19 protein-coding genes, 1 tRNA gene and 3 pseudogenes are annotated in these 20,758 nt (G+C 60.0%); 13 read left to right on the forward strand and 10 right to left on the reverse strand.

Annotation, left to right across the window (positions count from 1 at the left end; genetic code table 11):
- Positions 1-187 precede the first annotated feature (187 nt).
- From ACXAH0_RS21855 to ACXAH0_RS21865, 3 pseudogenes are all read left to right on the forward strand, one after another.
- Positions 188-289, forward strand: a pseudogene (locus ACXAH0_RS21855) (transposase); the annotation flags it as partial.
- Between the two features lie 51 nt (positions 290-340).
- Positions 341-526: pseudogene (locus ACXAH0_RS21860) on the forward strand (IS3 family transposase); the annotation flags it as partial.
- Positions 527-666: 140 nt separating this feature from the next.
- Positions 667-1,423, forward strand: a pseudogene (locus ACXAH0_RS21865) (IS5 family transposase).
- 61 nt (positions 1,424-1,484) lie between these two features.
- Here the strand turns inward: ACXAH0_RS21865 and ACXAH0_RS21870 are convergent.
- The 4 genes from ACXAH0_RS21870 to ACXAH0_RS21885 form a co-directional block, all read right to left on the reverse strand.
- On the reverse strand, positions 1,485-2,645 hold the full coding sequence (locus ACXAH0_RS21870) for a hypothetical protein (protein WP_475195041.1): 1,161 nt from the start codon (positions 2,643-2,645) through the stop codon (positions 1,485-1,487).
- 356 nt (positions 2,646-3,001) lie between these two features.
- A tRNA-Thr gene (locus ACXAH0_RS21875) sits at positions 3,002-3,077 on the reverse strand.
- Between the two features lie 255 nt (positions 3,078-3,332).
- Positions 3,333-5,339: a heme biosynthesis HemY N-terminal domain-containing protein gene (locus ACXAH0_RS21880; RefSeq protein ID WP_475195046.1), complete on the reverse strand. Its 2,007-nt coding sequence runs from the start codon at positions 5,337-5,339 to the stop codon at positions 3,333-3,335.
- A gap of 74 nt (positions 5,340-5,413) precedes the next feature.
- Positions 5,414-6,679, reverse strand: a complete 1,266-nt coding sequence (locus tag ACXAH0_RS21885) for a COG4223 family protein (protein ID WP_475195049.1) — start codon at positions 6,677-6,679, stop codon at positions 5,414-5,416.
- 85 nt (positions 6,680-6,764) lie between these two features.
- Here ACXAH0_RS21885 and ACXAH0_RS21890 point away from each other — a divergent pair, with 85 nt between their 5' ends.
- Positions 6,765-7,394 carry a hypothetical protein gene (locus tag ACXAH0_RS21890; RefSeq protein WP_475195052.1) on the forward strand — a complete coding sequence of 210 codons (630 nt, stop codon included), beginning with the start codon at positions 6,765-6,767 and terminating at the stop codon, positions 7,392-7,394.
- Here ACXAH0_RS21890 and ACXAH0_RS21895 read toward each other — a convergent pair.
- Together ACXAH0_RS21895 and hemC are read right to left on the reverse strand one after the other, a co-directional pair.
- Positions 7,380-8,096 carry a uroporphyrinogen-III synthase gene (locus tag ACXAH0_RS21895; protein ID WP_475195055.1) on the reverse strand — a complete coding sequence of 239 codons (717 nt, stop codon included), beginning with the start codon at positions 8,094-8,096 and terminating at the stop codon, positions 7,380-7,382. The genes ACXAH0_RS21890 and ACXAH0_RS21895 overlap by 15 nt on opposite strands.
- Before the next feature lie 3 nt (positions 8,097-8,099).
- Entirely contained in the window at positions 8,100-9,026 is a 927-nt protein-coding gene (hemC, locus tag ACXAH0_RS21900; protein WP_475180534.1) for a hydroxymethylbilane synthase, read from the reverse strand.
- A gap of 98 nt (positions 9,027-9,124) precedes the next feature.
- Here hemC and tsaD point away from each other — a divergent pair, with 98 nt between their 5' ends.
- Positions 9,125-10,231, forward strand: a complete 1,107-nt coding sequence (gene tsaD / locus ACXAH0_RS21905; RefSeq protein ID WP_475195057.1) for a tRNA (adenosine(37)-N6)-threonylcarbamoyltransferase complex transferase subunit TsaD — start codon at positions 9,125-9,127, stop codon at positions 10,229-10,231.
- Positions 10,232-10,321: 90 nt separating this feature from the next.
- Here the strand turns inward: tsaD and pstB are convergent, their stop codons facing one another.
- From pstB to pstS, 4 genes are all read right to left on the reverse strand, one after another.
- Positions 10,322-11,113, reverse strand: coding sequence for a phosphate ABC transporter ATP-binding protein PstB (gene pstB / locus ACXAH0_RS21910; protein WP_475195121.1), 792 nt, complete (start codon positions 11,111-11,113; stop codon positions 10,322-10,324).
- An 86-nt stretch (positions 11,114-11,199) separates the two neighbouring features.
- A complete protein-coding gene (gene pstA / locus ACXAH0_RS21915) occupies positions 11,200-12,042 on the reverse strand; it encodes a phosphate ABC transporter permease PstA (protein WP_475195060.1) in 843 nt (280 codons plus the stop codon).
- 10 nt (positions 12,043-12,052) lie between these two features.
- Positions 12,053-13,030 carry a phosphate ABC transporter permease subunit PstC gene (pstC, locus tag ACXAH0_RS21920; protein WP_475195122.1) on the reverse strand — a complete coding sequence of 326 codons (978 nt, stop codon included), beginning with the start codon at positions 13,028-13,030 and terminating at the stop codon, positions 12,053-12,055.
- A 128-nt stretch (positions 13,031-13,158) separates the two neighbouring features.
- Complete coding sequence (pstS, locus tag ACXAH0_RS21925) at positions 13,159-14,214, reverse strand: phosphate ABC transporter substrate-binding protein PstS (RefSeq protein ID WP_475180522.1); 1,056 nt, start codon at positions 14,212-14,214, stop codon at positions 13,159-13,161.
- A gap of 462 nt (positions 14,215-14,676) precedes the next feature.
- Here pstS and ACXAH0_RS21930 point away from each other — a divergent pair, with 462 nt between their 5' ends.
- The 8 genes from ACXAH0_RS21930 to ACXAH0_RS21965 all read left to right on the forward strand — a co-directional run bounded on the left by ACXAH0_RS21930 (position 14,677) and on the right by ACXAH0_RS21965 (position 20,665).
- On the forward strand, positions 14,677-15,153 hold the full coding sequence (locus ACXAH0_RS21930) for an NUDIX hydrolase (protein ID WP_475180518.1): 477 nt from the start codon (positions 14,677-14,679) through the stop codon (positions 15,151-15,153).
- Positions 15,140-16,147, forward strand: a complete 1,008-nt coding sequence (locus tag ACXAH0_RS21935) for an NAD(P)H-dependent glycerol-3-phosphate dehydrogenase (RefSeq protein WP_475195061.1) — start codon at positions 15,140-15,142, stop codon at positions 16,145-16,147. Before ACXAH0_RS21930 ends, ACXAH0_RS21935 begins: the two co-directional genes overlap by 14 nt.
- A 94-nt stretch (positions 16,148-16,241) precedes the next feature.
- Positions 16,242-16,532, forward strand: coding sequence for a YciI-like protein (locus tag ACXAH0_RS21940; RefSeq protein WP_475180510.1), 291 nt, complete (start codon positions 16,242-16,244; stop codon positions 16,530-16,532).
- Positions 16,533-16,958 (forward strand): EVE domain-containing protein, encoded by a 426-nt coding sequence (locus ACXAH0_RS21945; RefSeq protein ID WP_475180507.1) that lies wholly within the window; start codon positions 16,533-16,535, stop codon positions 16,956-16,958.
- Positions 16,959-16,980: 22 nt separating this feature from the next.
- Positions 16,981-17,634 carry a class I SAM-dependent methyltransferase gene (locus ACXAH0_RS21950; RefSeq protein ID WP_475195124.1) on the forward strand — a complete coding sequence of 218 codons (654 nt, stop codon included), beginning with the start codon at positions 16,981-16,983 and terminating at the stop codon, positions 17,632-17,634.
- 163 nt (positions 17,635-17,797) lie between these two features.
- Positions 17,798-18,973 carry a M20 aminoacylase family protein gene (locus tag ACXAH0_RS21955; protein WP_475180503.1) on the forward strand — a complete coding sequence of 392 codons (1,176 nt, stop codon included), beginning with the start codon at positions 17,798-17,800 and terminating at the stop codon, positions 18,971-18,973.
- Positions 18,974-19,101: 128 nt separating this feature from the next.
- Positions 19,102-19,896: an AlbA family DNA-binding domain-containing protein gene (locus tag ACXAH0_RS21960; RefSeq protein WP_475180499.1), complete on the forward strand. Its 795-nt coding sequence runs from the start codon at positions 19,102-19,104 to the stop codon at positions 19,894-19,896.
- A 4-nt stretch (positions 19,897-19,900) separates the two neighbouring features.
- Complete coding sequence (locus tag ACXAH0_RS21965; protein WP_475180496.1) at positions 19,901-20,665, forward strand: sulfite exporter TauE/SafE family protein; 765 nt, start codon at positions 19,901-19,903, stop codon at positions 20,663-20,665.
- Positions 20,666-20,758: the final 93 nt, after the last annotated feature.

Below are 20,758 nucleotides of genomic sequence, written 5' to 3' on the forward strand. Positions count from 1 at the left end.
TATCATGAAGCGCTCCACAGACCCTGCTGGCAGCGACTTCGAAGACAACCGTGGACCTGGTGAGGAGGCAACAAGGCTTGGGACTTGACTGTGAGGCCGGAATTAGACAACCAAGCGCAATTAATATCTCTTCAGTCATAAGGGCATCCTATATCTGCGGTCCGAACCTTCACCCGTGTCTTCGGGTCGGACACTGCCGGATCTGGACTATGCCTTTCATGACCGGGATGCTCTGGTCACTGCCTGCGAGCGGATCTGCATGCATCGCAAGAAGGTAAATGTCTCAACCGGCCGTAACCAGAGACCCTAAAATTCCTCTCGTTTTTCCTGCATACGGACGATCCCACACCAGCACGTGTTCCAGGTGTCGATGAGCAGGACCGAAAACTGCTATGACAATGCAGCGGTCGAAACCTATTTCAAAACGGTCAAGGCCAAGTTTCTGTGGCAATGGTCATGGCCGACACGTCTCGATGCAGAGATAGCCATCTTCCAATATATCAACGGTTTCTACAATCCGCGCTGAAGACACTCGGCTTTGGCATGGAAAAGCCCATTGGCATTCGAAGCCAGGGCCGCTTAAATGAGAACTCGGGGCGGAATCAAACCGTGACAGGTCCAGGCAGGGGCGTCCACATCATCAAGCTTCCTTTTGAGGAGGCTCCCATGCGCAGCGAACGTTTTGTCATCACGGATAAGAGCTGGGCGGTCATAGAACCGTTGCTTCCCGGCAGCATCCGGGATCGAGGCCGGACATCAAGGGACAACCGACTGTTTCTTGAAGCGGTGCTGTGGAAGGTTCGCGTTGGCGGTCCCTGGCGAGATCTCCCATCAGGATTTGGCGAATGGAACAGTGTGTTTCGGCGGTTCCGCCGATGGGCCCAACGCGGTGTGTTTCAGCGACTTTTCGAGGCTGTATCGGTGATCCCGACTTTGAAAATGTTCTTGTCGATGGCACGATCATCAGCGTCCACCAGAAAGCGAGTGGCGCAAAAGGGGGACTCTCAATCAGGCCATCGGGCGTTCGAAAGGCGGATTGACCACCAAGGTTCTGGCACTCACCGATGCGTTAGGCAATCTGGTGCGCTTCAAGCTTCTACCCGGCCAGCGCAGTGAAATCGTTGGTGTGCCAGACCTAATCGACAGTCTGGAATTTAGCGCCATGCTTGCCGATAAGGCATTCGATGCCAATTCCTTGCGCGAAGACCTCGATGCTCGCCAGGCACAAGCCATCATTCCGGCTAAAACCAATCGTCGCGTTCACATTCCGCACGACGAAGAAACCTACAAGTGGCGTCATCTGATCGAAAACTATTTCAGCAAAATCAAAGAGTTCAGAGGCATAAATACAAGATACGATAAAACCGATACCAGCTATCAAGCCTCATGGAACCTGGCAGCAACGATCATCGCATTGCGCTAAATGTCCACAGACCCTAGCAAAATCCCGAAAGCAACGTATGCAATCACCGCCGAGACCCTCTTTACAGCAATACTTTCAAGGCGCGCTTTAGGCGCTTCGCCGCTCTTACTCCGACCGATTGTGCCTGATGAAGCAATATAGGACCAGTCAGACCGGCTTCGCTAGCAAGCTTGAACGCTTCGCGCTCAGTTGGTTTTTTACTCGCGGAAAATTCTGAAATACGTTGGCTGCGTTTTTTGCCGTAGGCATCTAAATCAAATGCATGCTCAAACTGATCAAGGGCCTGAAAGGCTTCGAGCGTCAACAGAGTCCTAGAGCACTTCCAACAAGCCCCGCAATTGATTTTCTCTCCTTTGTGATTGTGAGCGACGCAAACGTCAAGGCGCTCGCCAATTCCAGGAATACTGAGAATCTCACGCGTCTTCTCAGCCCGGGTGAAAGCGGAGCCTGTAGAGCGAAGGGTCATCGAAACAGTAGAAAGAAGTGGAAGGATTATCGTGTCTGCGTACGCCATGTCGTCCGTTGGAAATACGCCTGCGTAATCATAAGTGTCTGCTGAAGAATAATAGTAGGTGTTGGCGATCGACGTTAGCAGATGCGCTACAGACGCATTGCGAGCGGTGTGTGTACGTTGAAAATTCATTTTTAGAACGTCGGCCATATTGCTCTTCACACTTACCAGTCCCAACCGAAATTCAGCTGCGACATCCCTTGCTTGGGCGAGCACCTGCTGCTGCTTCTCTTCCGTGGTATTTGCCCCAACGTCACTCACAAGCAAATGTGTTAACTTTTTTGTGTGCAGTTGACACTCAATGAGATTTTCTTTGAGCGAGAACCAACTGTCGACACCTGCAGAGAAACCAGTAATAGCACCTGTCACCTTGCGATCAATCGCTATTGGCTCGGAGACTTTAACCTTTAGCCTAGGGTTAAAGCCCAACTGTGTCCCAAAAATGTAGATCAGGTCGGCACGCTGATGAGCAATACACTCAGAGACAGGAACGTCGAAAACTATTGGCAAGTTGTGCTTAAGGCCAAGAAGTAGACACGGCGCAAAAAATGCATCTGCAGATTCGATAGTGCTGTCTTTGGGAAAGCCTGACACCTCAAACCACATGTCTACGGCTACACCGTCATTCTGGATTGAGCACGAAGTCCTTAGCACTCCTCCTTCTGTCGTTGCGACGCGGAAATCGTTAACGACCAAATTCTTCTCATTCATTCTCTCAATTTCCTCAACCTTGGAAGGAATGATATCCGATGGAAACCGGGTTACTGAGACCTAGCCTCCGCACAGTGCTTAGCGACATTCTCTCATTGGTCAACCCTTCCGTCCCGAGTGCTCAATTGCTCCCTTGACGATCCGCCCTCTTCATAATCCGCCCTCTTCATAGCAGGATAGATCCCAAAGTGCTTTCGAGGCGGAACGGCGTCTGCTTTGTCCGCATTTGAGACTTTGGATAATACCAAGCGCCACTTTCATCAGCAGCAAAGTATGTCTTGATGGAGTGTAAAAACGACACTCGGCGCAGGTCCCGCCAAGCTCGTCATTTTGCAGTTTTGGTCGCTTGGGGAAGATGGTGCTGCTGAAGGGACTCGAACCCCCGACCCCATCATTACGAATGACGTGCTCTACCAGCTGAGCTACAGCAGCATGCCTTGAAAACCAGGCTTGGCGACCGGTTGGTGCGCCGTCTCGAACGCTCTCGAGTGGGCCGCTAATTACCGGAGCTTTGACCGAGATGCAAGAGGCTTGGCAAAGGATCTTTGCCGGAAATCCACATGCTCCCAAAAGAAGCACACCCCACCTGACCTGAAACGGCTCAGCCCGTGCCCATGAGCCAACACGCACCTAGCCCAGACAGATCAGCCGGGCAGATCAGACGGGCAGCCAGGCGGGAGTTCGCCGTCAATTGAAGAACCGCGGACGGGGGCTCTTTGCCAAGGTGTCGTCCTCCTCCTCGGTCCCCGGATCGTCGGGCATACGGGAAAGGGGAAACTGGATCGGCTGGTTGAGACGGTCCGCCTTCTCCTCGGAGGCACCATTGCCCGGTGTTGCGTCCTGTCCCGCCGCAGAGTGGGCGGCGGCAGCGGGCTGAACAGAAGCCTTTGGAGTATTGGCGCCCTTGGGATCCCTGTCTGAGGCCGTTTCAGCGAAAGCGGCACTGTCTTTGGCGCTGCTCTGTGCAGGCGGTGCGGCCGCCTTGGCGGTGGCAGATGTAGCTGCTGTCTCTGGTCTGTCTGCCCCGGTCGCCGCAGCAGCAGGGCTGCCGGAAGCTGCAGAGCTGTCCGGCAGGTCCGAAAGCGGCGGGCTGTGGCGCACATCATCTGTCGTGCCCTCATAACCCTTTTTGGCATCAGAGGGGGCGGCCTGTGCCGCCGGCTCGGGAGCCGCCTGTGCTGCCGGACCGTCAGCAGCGGGCGCTTCGGCTGCGGGCGCTTCTGACGGCTGAACCGGGTCCGCTTTTCCGACCGGCGTCAGGTCAACAGTAGGCATGTCAGCGGCCTCAGCCGACGTGGCCGCGTCAGCGGCTGCCGCTGCAGGCGCGGCTGCGGCAGGGACAGCAGGTGCAACCGGCAGCGCCGGCGCCTCGAACAGGCTGTCCTCCAGCACAAGCTCTTCGTCTTCTTCCAGCGCGCTGCCGGGCACCTGCCATTGAAAGGCATCCAGCTTTCCGGTGACCGGGGAGACCGGGTGCCAGTCGGCAGAGACGAGGCCATCTGCAATCCAGGCCTTGTCCTGCGGCGCCTTCAAGGCCCGGGCAAGCCAGCCGCGCATGCGGCCCTCATCGCCATGTTCTGCTTCTTCCAGCTCGGCCATCAACAAAAAGGCGGCCCGGGAGGGATCACTTTGCAGCACCTTCTTCAGTTCGCCCCGGGCCTCATCGAATTCACGGGCTTCCAGCGCGGCCCGGGCAACGGCCAGCCCGCCCTCGGGGCTGCCCGCCCGCAGCGCAGCCAGTGATTTCACCCGTTTCAGCCGGTCGACAGCCGAATCACCGGAGCGCACATGGGCATAGGCGGCCGCAAGCTCGGGATGGGGGGCCAGACGCCATGTGGCTTCCAGAACCTTGGCGGCCTTGCGCAGATCCGCCCGGCGGGTTGCCAGACGCGCGGTCAGAACGGCGGCGGGCACCAGATCCAGCGCCAGGCCATGGGCTTCCTTGGCCAGGGAATAAGCCCGTTCCGGCTCGCCGTCTTCCAGTTTCATGGCCAGGGCGGTCAGGATCACCGCCCGCTGGCGCCGGTAGCTCTTCTTGTCCAGAAGCTTGGCGGCATAGTTGCGCTCAAGGGTCTTCAGCGCCTCGTCCCAGTGATGGGCCACGGCCTGATACCCAAGCACCGCCTTTCCGGCCCATTCCAGGCCGGGCGCGGTCTTGGCCGCTTCTTCCGCATAATGGCGGGCCGCGACCGGTTCCTTGTGGCGTTCGGCCTCCACAAACAGCCCATGCAGGCCAAGCGCCTTGGTTTCAGGCGCATCGAGCATGGCTTCAAAGCGCTGGCGAGCCTCGTCATCCTTGCCCGCAAGCTGAGCGGTCTGGGCCAGCAGAAGCTTGGCTGCCGGTTCAACAGGCAGAAGCTTGTCCGCCTCAAGAGCATGGCGCCGGGCCAGTTTCGCATCGCCCGTCCCCAGGGCAATCAGGCCTGCGGACAGAGCGGCATAGCCCTTGTCCTTGCGCCGCTGCCGGAAGAAACGGCCCGCAATCTGGGGCGATTTGAGAACCACCCGGACCGCCCAGACAATAACCAGAAACACCGCCAGCAAAATGCCAGCCACCAGCGCCGCAACCACCGGCGGCTGTTCCCAGACATATCCGTTCCAGCTGACCCGCACCATGCTGGGCAAGTCCGCCATCCAGGTGAATCCCAGCGCAAGGAGAAACACCATCCCGAAAAAGAGAAAGACGCGGATCATGTAGCTCGCTCCCAAGCGTTGCCGGGCCTGCCCGGCTCAAACATCATTTGGCGGTGCTGGTGGCTGACAGCCACTCAACTGTCCTTCGCCGCAAGTGCTTTCAGCACTTCCTGCGACGCCTTGTCTGTCAGCGCATCCACCTCGACGCGCGCGTCTGCACGGGCAATCCAGTCATTGCCAACCGCCTTTGCCGTTTCCGGCAGGTCCTGATAGGCGGCAACCGCGCCCTGCAGATCCCCCCTGGAGACCGCATTTTCCATGCGCCGTAACACCGCTTCCGGACCTGTACCCTCCGCATCTCCGGGCCCGCGCACCGACACGATCGACTTTGCGCTCGCCAGAAGGCTGTCCAGAACATCCTCTGAATGGTCCGGCTGGGAAAAGGTCTGGTAGATCTCCCGCGCCACTGGCGGAAACTGGGCAATCAGAACGGAGACGGGCTCGACACCGGTGTTGGCGTGGGCCTGCAGCGCGGCAAGATCGATATCCGCCGGGAGACCGGCTTTCACCGCTGCAAGTTCCGTTTCATAGGGCCGGCCGGAATCCACCGCCGATTTCAGCGCGGAGACGGACAGCGCCCGCGCTGCCACTTCGCGGGCGGTGGCATCGCCCATGGTGGTTTCCACCTGCTGGAGCCGCGCAGACAGGGCCGTCAGTTCACTGCGGATCTGATCCAGCGCGTTCTTGCTGGATGCGCCTGCCGCGCTGAGGTCAGCGGAAAGACCAGAGAGAGTTTCCGAGGCCCGGGCCTGACTGTCGGCGAGGGTTTTCAAGGAAACATCCGCTGTGGACACAGCCGTCTGGGCCGTCTTGGCAGCCGCTTCTGTCGTCTGCAATCGGGCCTCCACCTCGCTGATCTGCGTCTTGAGGCTGGTGAGCTGGCCTTCCAGCCCGGACAGGGACCCTGTCAGCCTATCTGCCTCGCTGCTAGACGAGGTCGTCGCACTTTCAAGCTTGGCAAGCCGCTCTTCCAGGGGCGCAAGGTTGACGGTGACCCCGGCGCCACCTGCCCCGATCTCAACGGAATTACGGAAAGTCTCAAAGTCGGACTTCAAAGCCTCCACCGCAGAGCCTGCCCCGTCAGTTGCTGAGGAAACAGCCGTTTCCAGATCGCTCTCCAAAGCCGCCAGCTTGCGCTCCAAAGCGGCAACCGCCTGGCTGGCATCCTGCCCCTGGACCGAAGTTCGAACGGATCCAAGCTCCTGTTCCAGTTCGGAAATCCGTCCTTCTGCCCGTGACAGCGCGCTGACCAGCTGCTGATCCTTCTCCGGCGTCATCTTCAAAAGACCCACCTGATGCAGCCCGAAACCACCGCCCAGCACGATGATCCCGCCAATCACAGCGGCAATCAGAACACCGAAGGCTCCAACTCCACCCCGATCCTCGGCAGCCGGAGGATTGGAAAAGCTTGAGCTTGCGGAGGGTTTGGAAGCACTGCTGCCCGAAGCAGATCCCGGTTTGGTCCCGGAGGAGGAAGCGGAAGACGGCGCCGAACTGCCCGAAGCAGACGAACTGGAGGATGAAGCGGCAGTCGAAGGCCGGGACGATGATGATGACGAAGACGTATCGGCTGCTCTGAGGCCGCTGCCCCCGCTCGGCAAAGAACTTCCAGCAGCCCCCGGCCGCGGGGGGGATGAGGCGGCCCCTGCCGCGCCAGCACTGGATGCGCCCGGCTTGCCTGCAGCCGTTGAGGCGGATCCGGATTTCGGCACGCTGGCTGACGCACTGCTGCCGGAAGACGCACTGCCCGGCTTGTCGGCAACTTCTTTGGCTTTCAGATCAATCGTCACGGGCCGCTTGGATGCCGCCCCCGCGCTCGCAGAAGGCTTGGCGCTGCTGCCCGGCGTGTCCGAGGCTCCGCCTTTGGCGCCGCCTGAAGAGGATGTTCCGCCAGAAGATTTGTTGTCCGTCGCCATCTCTACTCCTCCTGAACCCTTTTTGCTCAGGTTCCACCCTTCACTATACACACCTCTTTGCGAAGCGGTACCGCTGCGGCCCAGACTTTTGCGCGCTGCAAAACAACGACTCCCCCGGTTCTGGTTAAGACTCTCCTAAAACCAGCTCCAGAAGTGCTTTTTCCGCCGGAAACTCAGCGACTTCCACCTGCGTAAGGCTGGCCAGCGGTGCGCCGGCCTGCTCAGAGAGCGCATAGACCCGCAATCGGGGCAAAATGTGATCGAGCCCGGCCGCGCCCAGCAGCTTTGAAAACGTGGCAGCCGTGCGCCTGGAAAAGATCAGAACGCCGTCATAAAGCCCGCCAGCCAGGGCGCGACTCACCTCCCCGGGCAAGGCCTGCGCGGGCATCATCGCATAGACCGGGCACACGCGGCAGGAAATGCCCCGCGCCTGCAGCAGCCCCTCCAGATCTCCCGCCCGGTCCCGGGCCGCCGGATAAAGAATACTGCCGCTGCCGACCGTCTGCGGATCCTCTGCGATCAGCTGTGCAAGGGCCGCCACATTGCCCGAGGCAGAGCGAACGGTTGAAAATCCCGCCGCACGACTGGCCTCCGCAGTCGAATCGCCAACGGTGTAAACCGCCAGCCGTGCCAGATCGGCAAACTGGGCATGGCCGCGCAATACGGAGACCGTGCGGCGGCTGGAGATGGCCATTGCAGTCACATTCGTCAGATCAAACTGCTCCGGGGGTCTGGCCGAGAAGGTCAGGAGCGGCGCTTCATCAGCGCGGTGGTGAGCGGCCCGGAGCGCATCTGCGGTCCGGTGGCAATCCGGTTGCGGCCGTGTCACCAGAAAGCGCATCCCCTAGTTCCCCGCCAGGAAACCCGGCCCCATCTTTGCCTTCAGGGTCTCTCCGACGGAAAGCCCGATCTGGACTGCCTCTTCCAATGGGCCTGTCTGTTCGGCCGCATGCGCGGCACTGCCATCGGGTTTCAGCACAATACCCTGAAAATGGATCTGATCCCCCCGGATCACCGCCAGACCGCCAATGGGCGTCCGGCAGGAGCCATCCAGAACGGCCAGAAAGGCGCGCTCAGCCTCCAACCGGATCTGGGTCTCCCGGTCATGGATTGCCGCCAGCATGTCCAGGGTGGCGCTATCATTTTCCCGGCTTTCAATGCAGATCGCGCCCTGCCCGACCGCCGGCAGGAACTGGTCCGTTTCCAGAAGGCTGGTGACTTCCCCTTGCAGGCCAAGCCGGTTGAGCCCAGCCGCCGCCAGCAGTGTGGCATCCACCTCCCCCTCTGCCAGCTTGCGCAGCCGTGTCTGGAGATTGCCGCGATACATGACCACCTCAAGATCCGGCCGCAGCCGTTTGATCATGGCCTGGCGGCGCAGGGAACTGGAGCCGACCACCGCCCCTTGAGGCAGGTCATTCAGGGTCTTCGCCTTGGGGGACAGAAAGGCATCACGGACATCTTCGCGGGGCAGGAAGGCGGTCAGCGCCAGCCCCTGCGGCAGAACTGTCGGCATATCCTTGGACGAATGAACGGCCAGATCGATCCGCCCGTCCAGAAGCGCTTCTTCAATTTCCTTGGTAAAGAGCCCTTTGCCGCCCACTTCCGACAGGGGCCGGTCCTGGATGCGGTCACCGGAGGTTTTGATCACCTCGATCTGAAAGGCCTCTTCAGCAAGATCATGGGCCGCCATCAGCCGGTCACGGGTTTCATGGGCCTGTGCCAGCGCCAGCGCGCTGCCCCGGGTGCCGATACGCAAAGGATTTGATTGCAAGGTTTACCGTCCAGATGCTACGCCCGGCAGACCAGCCGCCGGACCGGAAATGAAGTGTTCGTGCCATTGTCCTATCACAGGCCGCGATTGCAAAACCAATGACTTCAGTCAATCAAGATGCCATGCCAAGCGATCTGACCGTTCTGGGGATCGAAACCAGCTGCGATGAAACCGCAGCCGCGGTTGTCCGGGGGCCCCGCGCCAAGACCATCTTATCAAATACGATCCGCTCGCAAATTGATGAACATACGGAGTTTGGCGGCGTCGTTCCGGAGATTGCCGCACGGGCCCATATCGAGATCCTCGACCGGATAATCCAGCAAACCCTGGACGAGGCAGATTGCGGCTGGGACGGGATCGACGCGATTGCCGCCACCGCCGGGCCAGGCCTGATCGGCGGCGTCATTGTCGGTTTCATGACCGCAAAAGCCATCTCACTGGCCTCTGGCAAACCGCTCGTTGGTGTCAACCATCTGGAAGGCCACGCCCTGACCGCCCGGCTCACCGACGACCTGGACTTTCCCTTTGTGCTGCTGCTGGTCTCCGGCGGCCACAGCCAGTTTCTCCTGGTGCGCGGCGTCGGCGACTATGAACGCCTCGGCACAACCATTGACGATGCCATTGGCGAAGCCTTTGACAAAACCGCCAAACTGCTCGGCCTGCCCTATCCCGGTGGCCCGCATGTGGAAAAGATGGCAGCAAGGGGCGATGTCACCCGGTTCAAACTGCCCCGCCCCTTGCTCGACCGGCCTGGCCTCGACATGTCCTTTGCGGGTCTGAAAACCGCCCTGCGCACCCAGGCCAAAAAGCTGGAGCCTGTGGATGAACAGACCATTGCGGATCTGTGTGCCGGTTTTCAACGCGCTGTAGCCGATGTGCTGGCCGCCCGGACGCGGTCCGCGCTGGAGCTGTTCGAAACCCGCCACCCGGGCATCCGGCCAGTGATCGTGGTTGCGGGCGGGGTTGCGGCCAATCAGGAGATCCGATCAGCGCTGACCACCGCAGCCGAAACCGCCGGCGCCCGGTTTGTGGCCCCGCCGCTGCGCCTGTGCACAGACAATGCGGCCATGATTGCGTGGGCGGGCATTGAACGGTTGCAGCAAGGCCCCGTTGACGATATGGGCCTGCCCCCCCGCCCCCGCTGGCCGTTGGATGCGCACCAGGCCGGTGTGCTGGGCGCGGGCAAGAAGGGCGCCAAGGTCTGATCTTTCCGTTTGCACGCAGTCCATCCGCCCGCCGGATCTGCCTTCTGCCGGCTGGGTCTTCCGCTTTCCGGCTCCCCCGGCTGGGACCAGCTATCCGAACCGGCCGGTAATATAGTCGCTGGTGCGCCGTTCCTGCGGCGCACTGAAAAGCATATCGGTTCTGCCGAATTCCACCAGCTCGCCCAGATACATGAAGGCCGTGTATTGGGAAGTCCGCGCGGCCTGCTGCATGTTGTGGGTCACGATGGCAATGCAATAGTGGCTTTTCAGGGTTTCGATCAGATCCTCGATCTTGGCGGTTGAAATCGGATCCAGCGCGGAGGCCGGTTCGTCCAGAAGCAGGACCGACGGTTTCACCGCGATTGCCCGTGCAATGCACAGCCGTTGCTGCTGCCCCCCGGACAGGCCCAGCGCACTCTGGTGCAGCTTGTCCTTCACCTCGTCCCAAAGCGCGGCTTCCCTCAAAGCGTTCTCCACCCGGCTGGCCATCTCCTGTTTTGGAACTTTTTCATAGAGCCGGATGCCGAAGGCAATATTCTCGAAAATCGACATGGGAAACGGGGTCGGCTTTTGAAACACCATGCCGACACTGGAGCGCAGCCAGTTCAGGTCGACAGTGCGGGAGAGAATATTCTGCCCCCCGATCCGGATCTCCCCGTCCGCCTTCTGGCCCGGATAGAGGTCATAAATGCGGTTGAAAGTCCGCAGCAAAGTGGACTTGCCGCAGCCGGATGGACCAATGAAGGCTGTCACGCTCTTGTCGCGCAGGCAAATGTTGATGTCCTTGAGAACATGGTGCCCGTTCTGATAGTGGAAATTGAGGTTCTTCACCTCGATCTTGACGGGCCTTTCGGCCCCCGGGGCCTCGTCCCCGGCGGCCATGGGTGGCACCGGCGGCGCGGTGATAGTCAGCGGCGCAGTCTCCAGATATGTGGTCATGGCAGATCTCCAGGGCAGGTCCAGCGGCGTCACCGGGACCGGCGTTTGGCCAAAAGGCGCGATGCAAGGTTCAAGGCGAGAATAGACAGGGTGATCAGCAGGGCCCCGCCCCATGCCAGCCGCTGCCAGTCGTCATAGGGGCTCATGGCAAACTGGAAGATGACCACAGGCAAATTGGCCATGGGGTGGCCGAGATTGGCGGTCCAGTACTGGTTGTTCAGCGCCGTGAACAGAAGGGGAGCGGTTTCGCCGCTGACACGGGCAAGCGCTAGCAGCACCCCGGTCAGGATGCCATTGGCCGCCGCCCGCCAGATGATGAACACCATGATTTTCCACCGCGGTGTTCCAAGGGCGGCCGCCGCTTCGCGCATTTCAACCGGCACCAGGGTCAGCATGTCCTGTGTGGTGCGATTGATGACGGGAAGCCCGATCAGGGCCAGAGCGAGCGCGCCCGCATAGGCGGAAAAATGCCCGGTGGTGACAACAACGGTCGCATAAACAAACAAGCCAATGACGATGGACGGGGCGGACAACAGAATGTCATTGAGGAAAATCGCTGCGGCGGCGACCTTCGACTGGTTTGAATATTCCGCCAGATAGGTTCCGGCCAGAAGGTCCAGCGGGGTCGCAATCACGATTGACAGCGCGGTCATCACCACGGAGCCGTAAATCGCATTGGCCAGACCGCCATCAGAGCCGGGCGGCGGGGTCATCTCGCTAAAGAGCGAGAGCGTCAGCGCGGGCAGCCCCTTCTGGACCAGGGACCAGAGGATCGCAAAGAGAAAGAACAGGCCGAAGGCGGTTGCGCTAAGGGCAGCGCCCATCATGAGCCGGTTGACCAGATAGCGCCGGTGCAAAAGTGCTTTGGACATCTCAGGACCCTCAGTGTTGTGCTGACCGGCTGATCAGGATCTTGGCGGCGGAGAAGACGGCGAAGGTGATGGCGAACAGAACCAGCCCCAGCGCCACAAGGCTTGAGGTGTAGAGCGGTGTAGTCGCTTCGGAAAATTCGTTGGCAATGGAAGCGGAAATGGTGGTGGACGGTGACAGCAGCGATGCGGAGATCCGGTGCGCATTGCCGATCACGAACGTGACCGCCATGGTTTCCCCGAGCGCCCGGCCAAGACCGAGCATCAACCCGCCCACCAGTGCCCGGCGCGTATACGGCAGCACGATGGAGCGCGTGACCTCCCAGGTCGTCATGCCCATGCCATAGGCCGACTCGCGCAGCATCGGCGGAACGGTCAGGAAGATATCGCGGGAGACGGATGTCATGAAGGGCAGGATCATGACAGACAGAACCAGACCGGCGGTCAGAAGGCCGATGCCATAGGGCGCCCCGTCAAACAGAGGCCCGATCACCGGAAGCGGCCCCAAATAATTGATCAGGACCGGCTGCACGATTGTCTGCAAGAAGGGCGTGAATACAAAGAACCCCCAAAGGCCGTAAATGATGGACGGGATACCGGCCAGGAGTTCAATCGCAATGCCGATGGGTATGCGCAGCCGGTCCGGGCACATCTCGGTCAAAAACATGGCAATGCCCAAGCTGACCGGAACCCCGATCACCATGGCAATGGCCGATGTGACCAACGTCCCGAAAATCGGCGCGGCAGCGCCATAAACATCCTTGGCCGGGTTCCAGTTCTCATTGACCAGAAATCCGGTGCCGAATGCGCGCCAGGCTGGCAGGGAGCCATGGAGGAGGGACAGCAGAATACCGATGAGGACCAGAGCCGTGAGGGTGGCGGCGCCCCAGGTCAGGCGGATGAACACGGTATCGGCGGTGGGACCGCGCCGGGACCGTTGCCCCTCTTCAATGGCAGGAACAGGTGCGCTGGAAAGATCCTGAAAAGCCATGTTGGTGATAACCTGCAGCTGGGCGTCTGGTGAAGGCAATGAAAGATCTTGCGGGGGGATGCTGGCAGCGGCAGAGCGGGCCGGGCGGCCGGCCCGCTCTGTCGAACGTGTTTCAGTCCGGGCAGCGCTCAGCTGTGGTTTTTGGTAAAGACCGGTTTGCCGTTGGACTGGATGGACAACCAGGACTGTTCGATCAGTTTGACGACCGAACGGGGGATCGCAACATATTGCAGGGCCTTGGCTTCTTTCTGGCCATGCTGATAGGCCCAGTCGAAGAATTTCAGCGCTTCGCCTGCTGCAGCCGGATCCTGGGGCTGTTTGTGAATGATCACCCAGGTGGAGGCGGCAATCGGCCAGCTCTGGTCGCCGGGCTGGTCGGTGATGATCAGACGGAAGTTCTTCGCATGGGCCCAGTCAGCATTGGCTGCAGCCGCCGCAAAGGTTTTCAGCGAAGGCTGCAGCACCTTGCCCGCAGAATTCTTCATCCGGGCGTAGCCGAGATGGTTCTGGATGACATAGGCATATTCATTATAGCCAATGGAGCCAGCGGTCTGCTTAATGGTGTTGGCCACCCCTTCAGAGCCTTTCGCCCCCAGACCGACAGGCCACTGAACTGCCGTATCGGAGCCAACCTGGCTTTTCCATTTTGAAGAGACTTTGGACAAGTAGTTGGTGAAGTTGAAGGTGGTGCCGGACCCGTCAGAACGGTGAACAACCACGATCGGCTGGTTGGGCAGTTTCAGACCCGGATTGAGAGCTGCGATTTCAGGGGCGTTCCATTTGGTGACCTTGCCCAGATAGATATTGGCGAGCGTCTCCCCATCGAGCACGAGATCTCCCGGCTTAATGCCCTGAATATTGTACATCGGCACAATGCCTCCCATCACCATCGGGAACTGGGTCATGCCGTGTTTGTCGAGTTCGGCATCCGACAGCGGCTTGTCGCTGGCGCCGAAGGTGACTGTCTTGGCCTCAACCTGCTTGATGCCGCCGCCGGAACCGATGGACTGGTAATTCAGCTTGATGCCGGTTTCCCTATGGTAGGCATCGCCCCATTTGGCAAAAACCGGATAGATGAAGCTTGATCCGGCCCCGACAATGTCGGAGGCAAAGGACGGTGACGCGACAGCAGCGCTCATGGCCAGAGCAGTGGCCACGACAGCCAATTTATTCGAAAATTTCATGGATTTGCTCCGTGGTTTCGAAAGTAGGACTGGGATGTAAGTTCTGATTTCAGGAAGGATGTCCGGTCTGAAACCGGGCAGTCTGCCGGGTTGGCCACACCGGTCTTGCCGGAGAAGTCTGGCCCGCGCAGTCGGTAGGTGCGCATGATATGTGGCGAGAAAGTGTTTTCCTGGAGCCCTGAAAAATTCTACTTATTTGGCTAAATAAAAAGATCTGAGAACGCATTGCGTTCAAGTCTTCAAACCACCGCGTTAAATAAAGTTCATTTTCAATGATTTCCATATTCCCACACCAAGGTTTGGACTAGGGTGAGCCCGTCGGCATGCATGGCTTCGCAGCCTTGTCCTTGACTTTCTGCGTCCGATTGGCACCTGAAGGTGGAAATTTTCCAGTCCCTCCCCTACTGGTTCCTTTCCGGCCCTTTCATCCTGGTCCGGCTCGCCCTTGGAGACTTTGAAAGAATGCGCGTCTACCATAAGGCCTATGTCTATCTGACCTGCGGCCGTGACCTTCTGGTTTTCTCCGAACCGGACTTCCCGCATGTTGGCCTTCAGGTTCCCGGCGGAACGCTGGACCCGGGCGAGAGCTATCTTCAGGCCGCACGGCGGGAGTTTTGCGAAGAGACCGGACTTTCATTGGATATCGCAATCGAATCGTTCGCAGACCAGGACCGCATCATCGAAAATGTGCCCCATTGTCTCGACGGCCTGCACCGGCGGCGGCATTTTCACGGAACAATCCGGGAAAAGCCCGCGGACACCTGGGAACATTTCGAAACCTCTCCAAGCAGCGGTGGCGCCCCGATAAGGTTCCGCCTGTTCTGGATTGATCTGTTTTCAGATGAAGCAGCTGACGTGACCCTGTTCTTTGAAGAATTTGGAGCGCAGCTTGAAACATTACGGACGCGCGTGGAAAGGCAGAGCAATGGGCGCCATTAAAACAGTTGGCGTCATCGGAGGCGGCGCCTGGGGCACGGCCCTGGCGCTGACAGCCGCCCGGGCCGGGCGGGACGTCCGCCTGTATGCACGGGAACCGGAAACCGTCTCCCATATCCGCTCCCGCCGCCAGAACCCGCGCTATCTGCCGGGTATCACTTTTGACGAAACGCTGAATGCAACGGCCAGCCTGGGCGAAGTGGCCGATGCCGATGCCCTGTTGCTGGTCACCCCGGCGCAGACGACGCGTGCGCTCCTGGCTGCACTGAAGGACACTGGCAAGGTGCGCGGTCCCCTGGTCTTGTGCGCCAAAGGGATTGAACAGACCTCCGGCAAGCTTCTGTCCAAGGTCGTCAGCGAGGAACTGCCCGGCATCGAAACGGGCGTGCTGTCCGGCCCGAGCTTTGCCGATGATGTGGCCCGGGGCTTGCCCACTGCCGTTACCATCGCAGCCAGTTCCGCGAAGTCGGCACTCAGTCTGTGCGAGGCGCTGCAATCAGCCTGTTTCCGCCCCTATGCCTCGATCGACATTCTGGGCACGCAGATTGGCGGCGCCTTGAAAAACGTGCTGGCCATTGCCTGCGGGGCCGTGGTCGGGCGCAAGCTGGGAGCCAGTGCCCAGGCGGCCCTGACCGCCCGCGGCTTTGCCGAACTCTCCCGCCTTGGCGCCGCGATGGGCGCCCAAGGGGAAACCCTTACCGGATTGTCCGGCCTGGGAGATCTCGTCCTCACCTGTTCGTCCAGCCAGTCCCGGAACTTCTCCTTCGGCCTGCGCCTTGGCGAAGGCTTCATGGCCTCCGAACTGATCGCCGCCGGGGGCAAACTCGCCGAGGGCGCCTATTCGGCCCGAGTGGCGGTCAAACTGGCTCAGAAACACGGCATCGACGTGCCGATCTGTGACACGGTCGCCCGGATGATTGACGAGGACCTGTTGATTGACGATGCGCTCAACACTCTGATGGCCCGGCCGCTGAAGGCGGAGACCGAGGGTCTTTGACGGCTCCCCCTTTGTCCCCCAGCACTTGCCCATTGAGTTTCCCGGAGCGTCCCCATAGGGTCGTGCCAGTTTTTCTGACCCGGGATCTCATCTCATGCTTTATGCCCTGATCTGCACCGACAAACCCGGTGCTCTGCAAATCCGTCTCGACACACGCGGCGAGCACCTTGCCTTCCTAAAAGGCCTTGGCGATGGCTTGAAGGCCGCAGGCCCGTTTCTGGACGATGACGGCGCCATGACCGGCTCGCTTGTGGTGATTGAGGCGGCGAACCGCGACGAAGCGCTGGCAATTTCAGAGCAGGACCCTTATGCCAAGGCCGGTTTGTTTGAAAGCGTTGAAATCCGCCCCTGGAACTGGGTGGTGAAGAACCCGGAGGTGTCATAAGTGCAGTACTGGCTGATCAAGTCCGAGCCCGACAAATGGTCCTGGGACCAGCAGAAAGCCAAGGGCGAAGCCGGTGAGGAATGGGACGGCATCCGCAACTACCAGGCCCGCAACAACATGCGCGCCATGGAGATCGGCGACAAGGCCTTCTTTTATCACTCCAATATCGGTAAAGAAGTTGTCGGAGTTGTCGCAGTGTGCAGCGGCATCCATCCGGACAGCACCACAGACGATCCGCGCTGGGAATGCGTTGACTTCAAAGCCGTTTGCGACATGCCCAAGCCCGTCACCCTGGCAGACGTCAAGGCCGAGCCCCGGCTGGAAAAAATGTCCCTCGTCACCTCCATGCGCCTCTCCGTGCAGCCGGTCACACCGGACGAATGGGCCATTGTCTGCGAGATGGGCGGCCTCGAAGAGCCGGTCTGAGGATGTTTCATGACCCGTGACCATGCACCCGATTGAGGATGCTGCCGCCTTCATCCGCAAGGAGACCCGGATCAAACCCGTGCCCCATGCGGAGGAGATCCGGCTTCACCTGGCAGATGAAGCCCTGGCGCTGTGGCAGAAGACGGAAGAAGATCTGGGCGTGCTTGGCCTCGCCCCACCCTTCTGGGCCTTTGCCTGGGCGGGGGGACAGGGGCTGGCACGGCATATTCTGGACACGCCCGCTCTGGTGCACGGCAAAAAGGTGCTGGATTTTGCCTGCGGCTCCGGACTGGTCGGCATCGCGGCCAAAATGGCCGGTGCAAAGACCTGCCACGGTGTCGACATCGATCCGTTCGCCATTGCTGCCACCAGGCTGAATGCGGAGTTGAACGGGGTCACACTCAGCCTTCAGACCGGCGACATCACCAGCGCTCCGCCGCCGGATGCAGAGGTCGTTTTCTGCGGCGATGTCTTTTATGACAAGCCCATGGCGGAGGCTGTGCTCCCCTTTCTAGACAGGCTGCTGACCAGCGGCTCAACGGTCTATGTCGGGGATCCGGGCCGCTCCTATCTACCGAAAGACCGCTTGAGGGAACTTGGTGTCTATGAGGTTCCTGTGGTCGGAGCGCTGGAAGACAGCGACGTGAAAAAGACGCGGGTCTTCCGATACGAGTGAAATTGACCCAAGAAAGTCCGTTTCCTTGGGTCAAAGATTCAAAGTGGATGAAAAATCAAAAGTTTTCTCCTGTCGGGACTTTCCCTTTTTCGCGCTTGCGATAGGTTAGCCGCCAAGCGATTTGCGCTCCCCCCTCCCCCTTTGGTGCTTTCAGGAGTTCCACATGCCCATCGTTAACCGCCTCGCAGACCTGGCTGACGAGATCGCCGTCTGGCGCCGCGACTTTCACGAAAACCCCGAGATCCTCTATGAAACCGTCCGCACCGGCGAGAAGGTTGCCGAGCTGCTGCAAAGTTTCGGGGTTGACGACGTCACGACCGGCATCGGCAAGACCGGCGTTGTCGGCGTCATCAAGGGCCGCAATGGCGGGGCAGGCAAGACCATCGGCCTGCGCGCCGACATGGATGCCCTGCCGATTGAGGAAGCCACCGGCAAGCCCTATGCGTCCAAAGTGCCCGGCAAGATGCATGCCTGCGGCCATGACGGCCACACGGCCATGCTGCTTGGCGCGGCCAAATACCTTGCCGAGACCCGGAATTTCGACGGCACCACAATCGTCATTTTCCAACCCGCCGAAGAGGGCGGCGCCGGTGCCAAGGCCATGATCGACGATGGCCTGATGACCCGCTGGAACATTGACGAAGTTTACGGCATGCACAATTTCCCGGGCATGCCGGTCGGGGAATTTGCCATCCGCAAAGGCTCGATCATGGCTGCGACCGACGAATTCGCCATCACGATCAAGGGCCTTGGCGGCCACGCGGCCAAACCGCACCAAACCATCGACCCGGTTGTGATCGGCGCCAACATGGTCAATGCGCTCCAGACTATTGCCAGCCGCAACGCCGATCCGCTTGATTCCGTGGTGGTCTCTGTAACCATGTTCAACGCGGGCAACGCTTTCAACGTTATTCCGCAGGAAGCGACCTTGCGTGGCACGGTCAGAACCCTGAGCCCGGAAATGCGCGATCTGGCCGAAAAGCGCATGGCTGGCATTGTCACATCAGTTGCCGAAGCCTTCGGCGCGACCGCCGACTTCAACTTCCGCCGGGGCTATCCGGTCACCGCCAACCACGACGCCCAGACGGATTTTGCCGCCGGAATCGCCGAGGACATTGCCGGTGTCGGCAAGGTCAATACGAATATCGACCCGATGATGGGCGGGGAAGACTTTTCCTACATGCTGGAAGAGCGCCCCGGCGCCTTCATCTTTGCAGGCAATGGCGACAGCGCCGGTCTGCATCACCCCGAATATGACTTCAATGACGAGCTGATCCCTTTCGGGTCTTCCTACTGGGTCAAGCTGGTGGAAACCGCTCTGCCTGCCAAGGCGGCCTGAGCCGGTCCGGCAACCCGTTTTGGGTGGCCCCACAGGCCGCCACCTCCGGGATGACGTTACGTCTGTTTACCTGTAGAACAGATGCTGGCCCGGCCTCGGGCCGGCATGTCCCCAACAGGCACTTCACGATGGTTCTTTCCCGGTTCAAACTTCCCTTTCTTGCGATCTATCTTCTTGTTGGCGCTGTGGTTGGCGTCCTTGTCATTCACCCGCTGAATCTGATTGTGGTCTGGTGGGAGCTGGCCCGTTTTTCCGAAACGGCGCCTGGCCTCATGGAATTCCTGAGTGCCCGCCTCTGGCTGGTTCTGTTGCCGCGCCACATGGACGTTGCGATGGCCTATACCTGTGTCGGCGCCGTTGTCGGCCTGGCCTTCGGCATCTTCACCCGCAACTACATGATGACCACAGAAGCCTACCGGTCCTTGCGCGAAGAACAGGTCGCGCTCATTCCGAGCCTGTTGCAGAATGGGGAATCGGACAATGTGGAATTCAAGTCGACCCTGCGCTGGGACGTGAAGGAGAACCGGATCAACCGGGGCCTGGAAAAGGTCATTGCCAAGACGGTCGCCGGATTTTTCAACGCCGAGGGCGGCCATCTTGTTGTCGGGGTGGATGACAACGGCACACCGCTTGGCCTCGACAAGGACCTGTCGACGCTCAAGAGCCCGGATCTTGATGCCTTTGAACGCACGGTGAATGATATCGTCTCAAAGAACCTCGGCGGGGATCTCTGTCCCTTCATTCACACCGTCTTTGCCAGGATCAACACCTTCGACGTGGCGATGATCATCATCCGTCCGGCCCCGCGCGCCGTCTATATGGAAGAGGGCAAGGCCTCGATCTTCTATGTGCGCAGCGGCAATTCGACCCGTCAACTGGATGTGCGTGAAGCGCTGAACTACGCCAAAACCCGATGGACCTGACCAAATGGATTTCCTGTCCGCGCTGCTGCCGGATCCTGTCAGCCTGCCTGCTGCTTCCCTTCTCATCCTGACCAGCTTTTTCACCTCCGCCCTGACCGCCGCCGTCGGCCTTGGGGGCGGCGTAGCGCTGATCGCCGTCATGGCCAGTCTGATGCCGTTGAACGCACTTGTTCCGGTCCACGGGGTTGTTCAGATCGGCTCAAATGGCGGGCGCGCCCTCGTGCAGATAAGACACGTGGACTGGACCATCGTAGCCTGGTTCACCCTTGGTGCCCTGTTGGGGGCAGCGCTCGGGGGCACCCTTGCCATCCAGCTTCCGGCCGAAGGCCTGCGGCTCGGCCTGGCTGCTTTCGTGCTTTGGGTGGTCTGGGGCAAACCGCCGAAATTCGGCAATATGCAAAAACGCGCCATGGCCGCTGCCGGGTTTGCCTCAACGTTCCTGTCCATGTTTTTCGGGGCCGCCGGTCCGATTGGCGGGGCGGTTCTGTCCACCTTCGGCCTGCCCCGCCACGGCTTTGTCGCCAATCAGGCCGTGACCGCCCTGACCATGCATATTTTCAAGATCTTTGCCTTCGGCCTGCTCGGCTTTGCCTTTGCCCCCTGGGTGTGGCTGATTGTCCTGATGATCTTCAGCGGTTTTCTGGGCACGCTGGCCGGATCGCGCCTGCTCGGCAAGATGAACGAAGCCACCTTCCGGACCGGTTTCAAATGGGTGATGACCGCCCTGGCGCTCAATCTCCTTTGGCAGTCCATAGAAGGGATCCTCTAGCCCCCCTTCGAAGAGACGGATCTCTGGCCTCTCTTGACCCGCAGCAGGGCCATGCTTGAATTCTTCGCAACTGACGTGACCTTGCAAGCCCCG

The organism is Roseibium sp. AWQ4_290 (genome assembly GCF_056160985.1).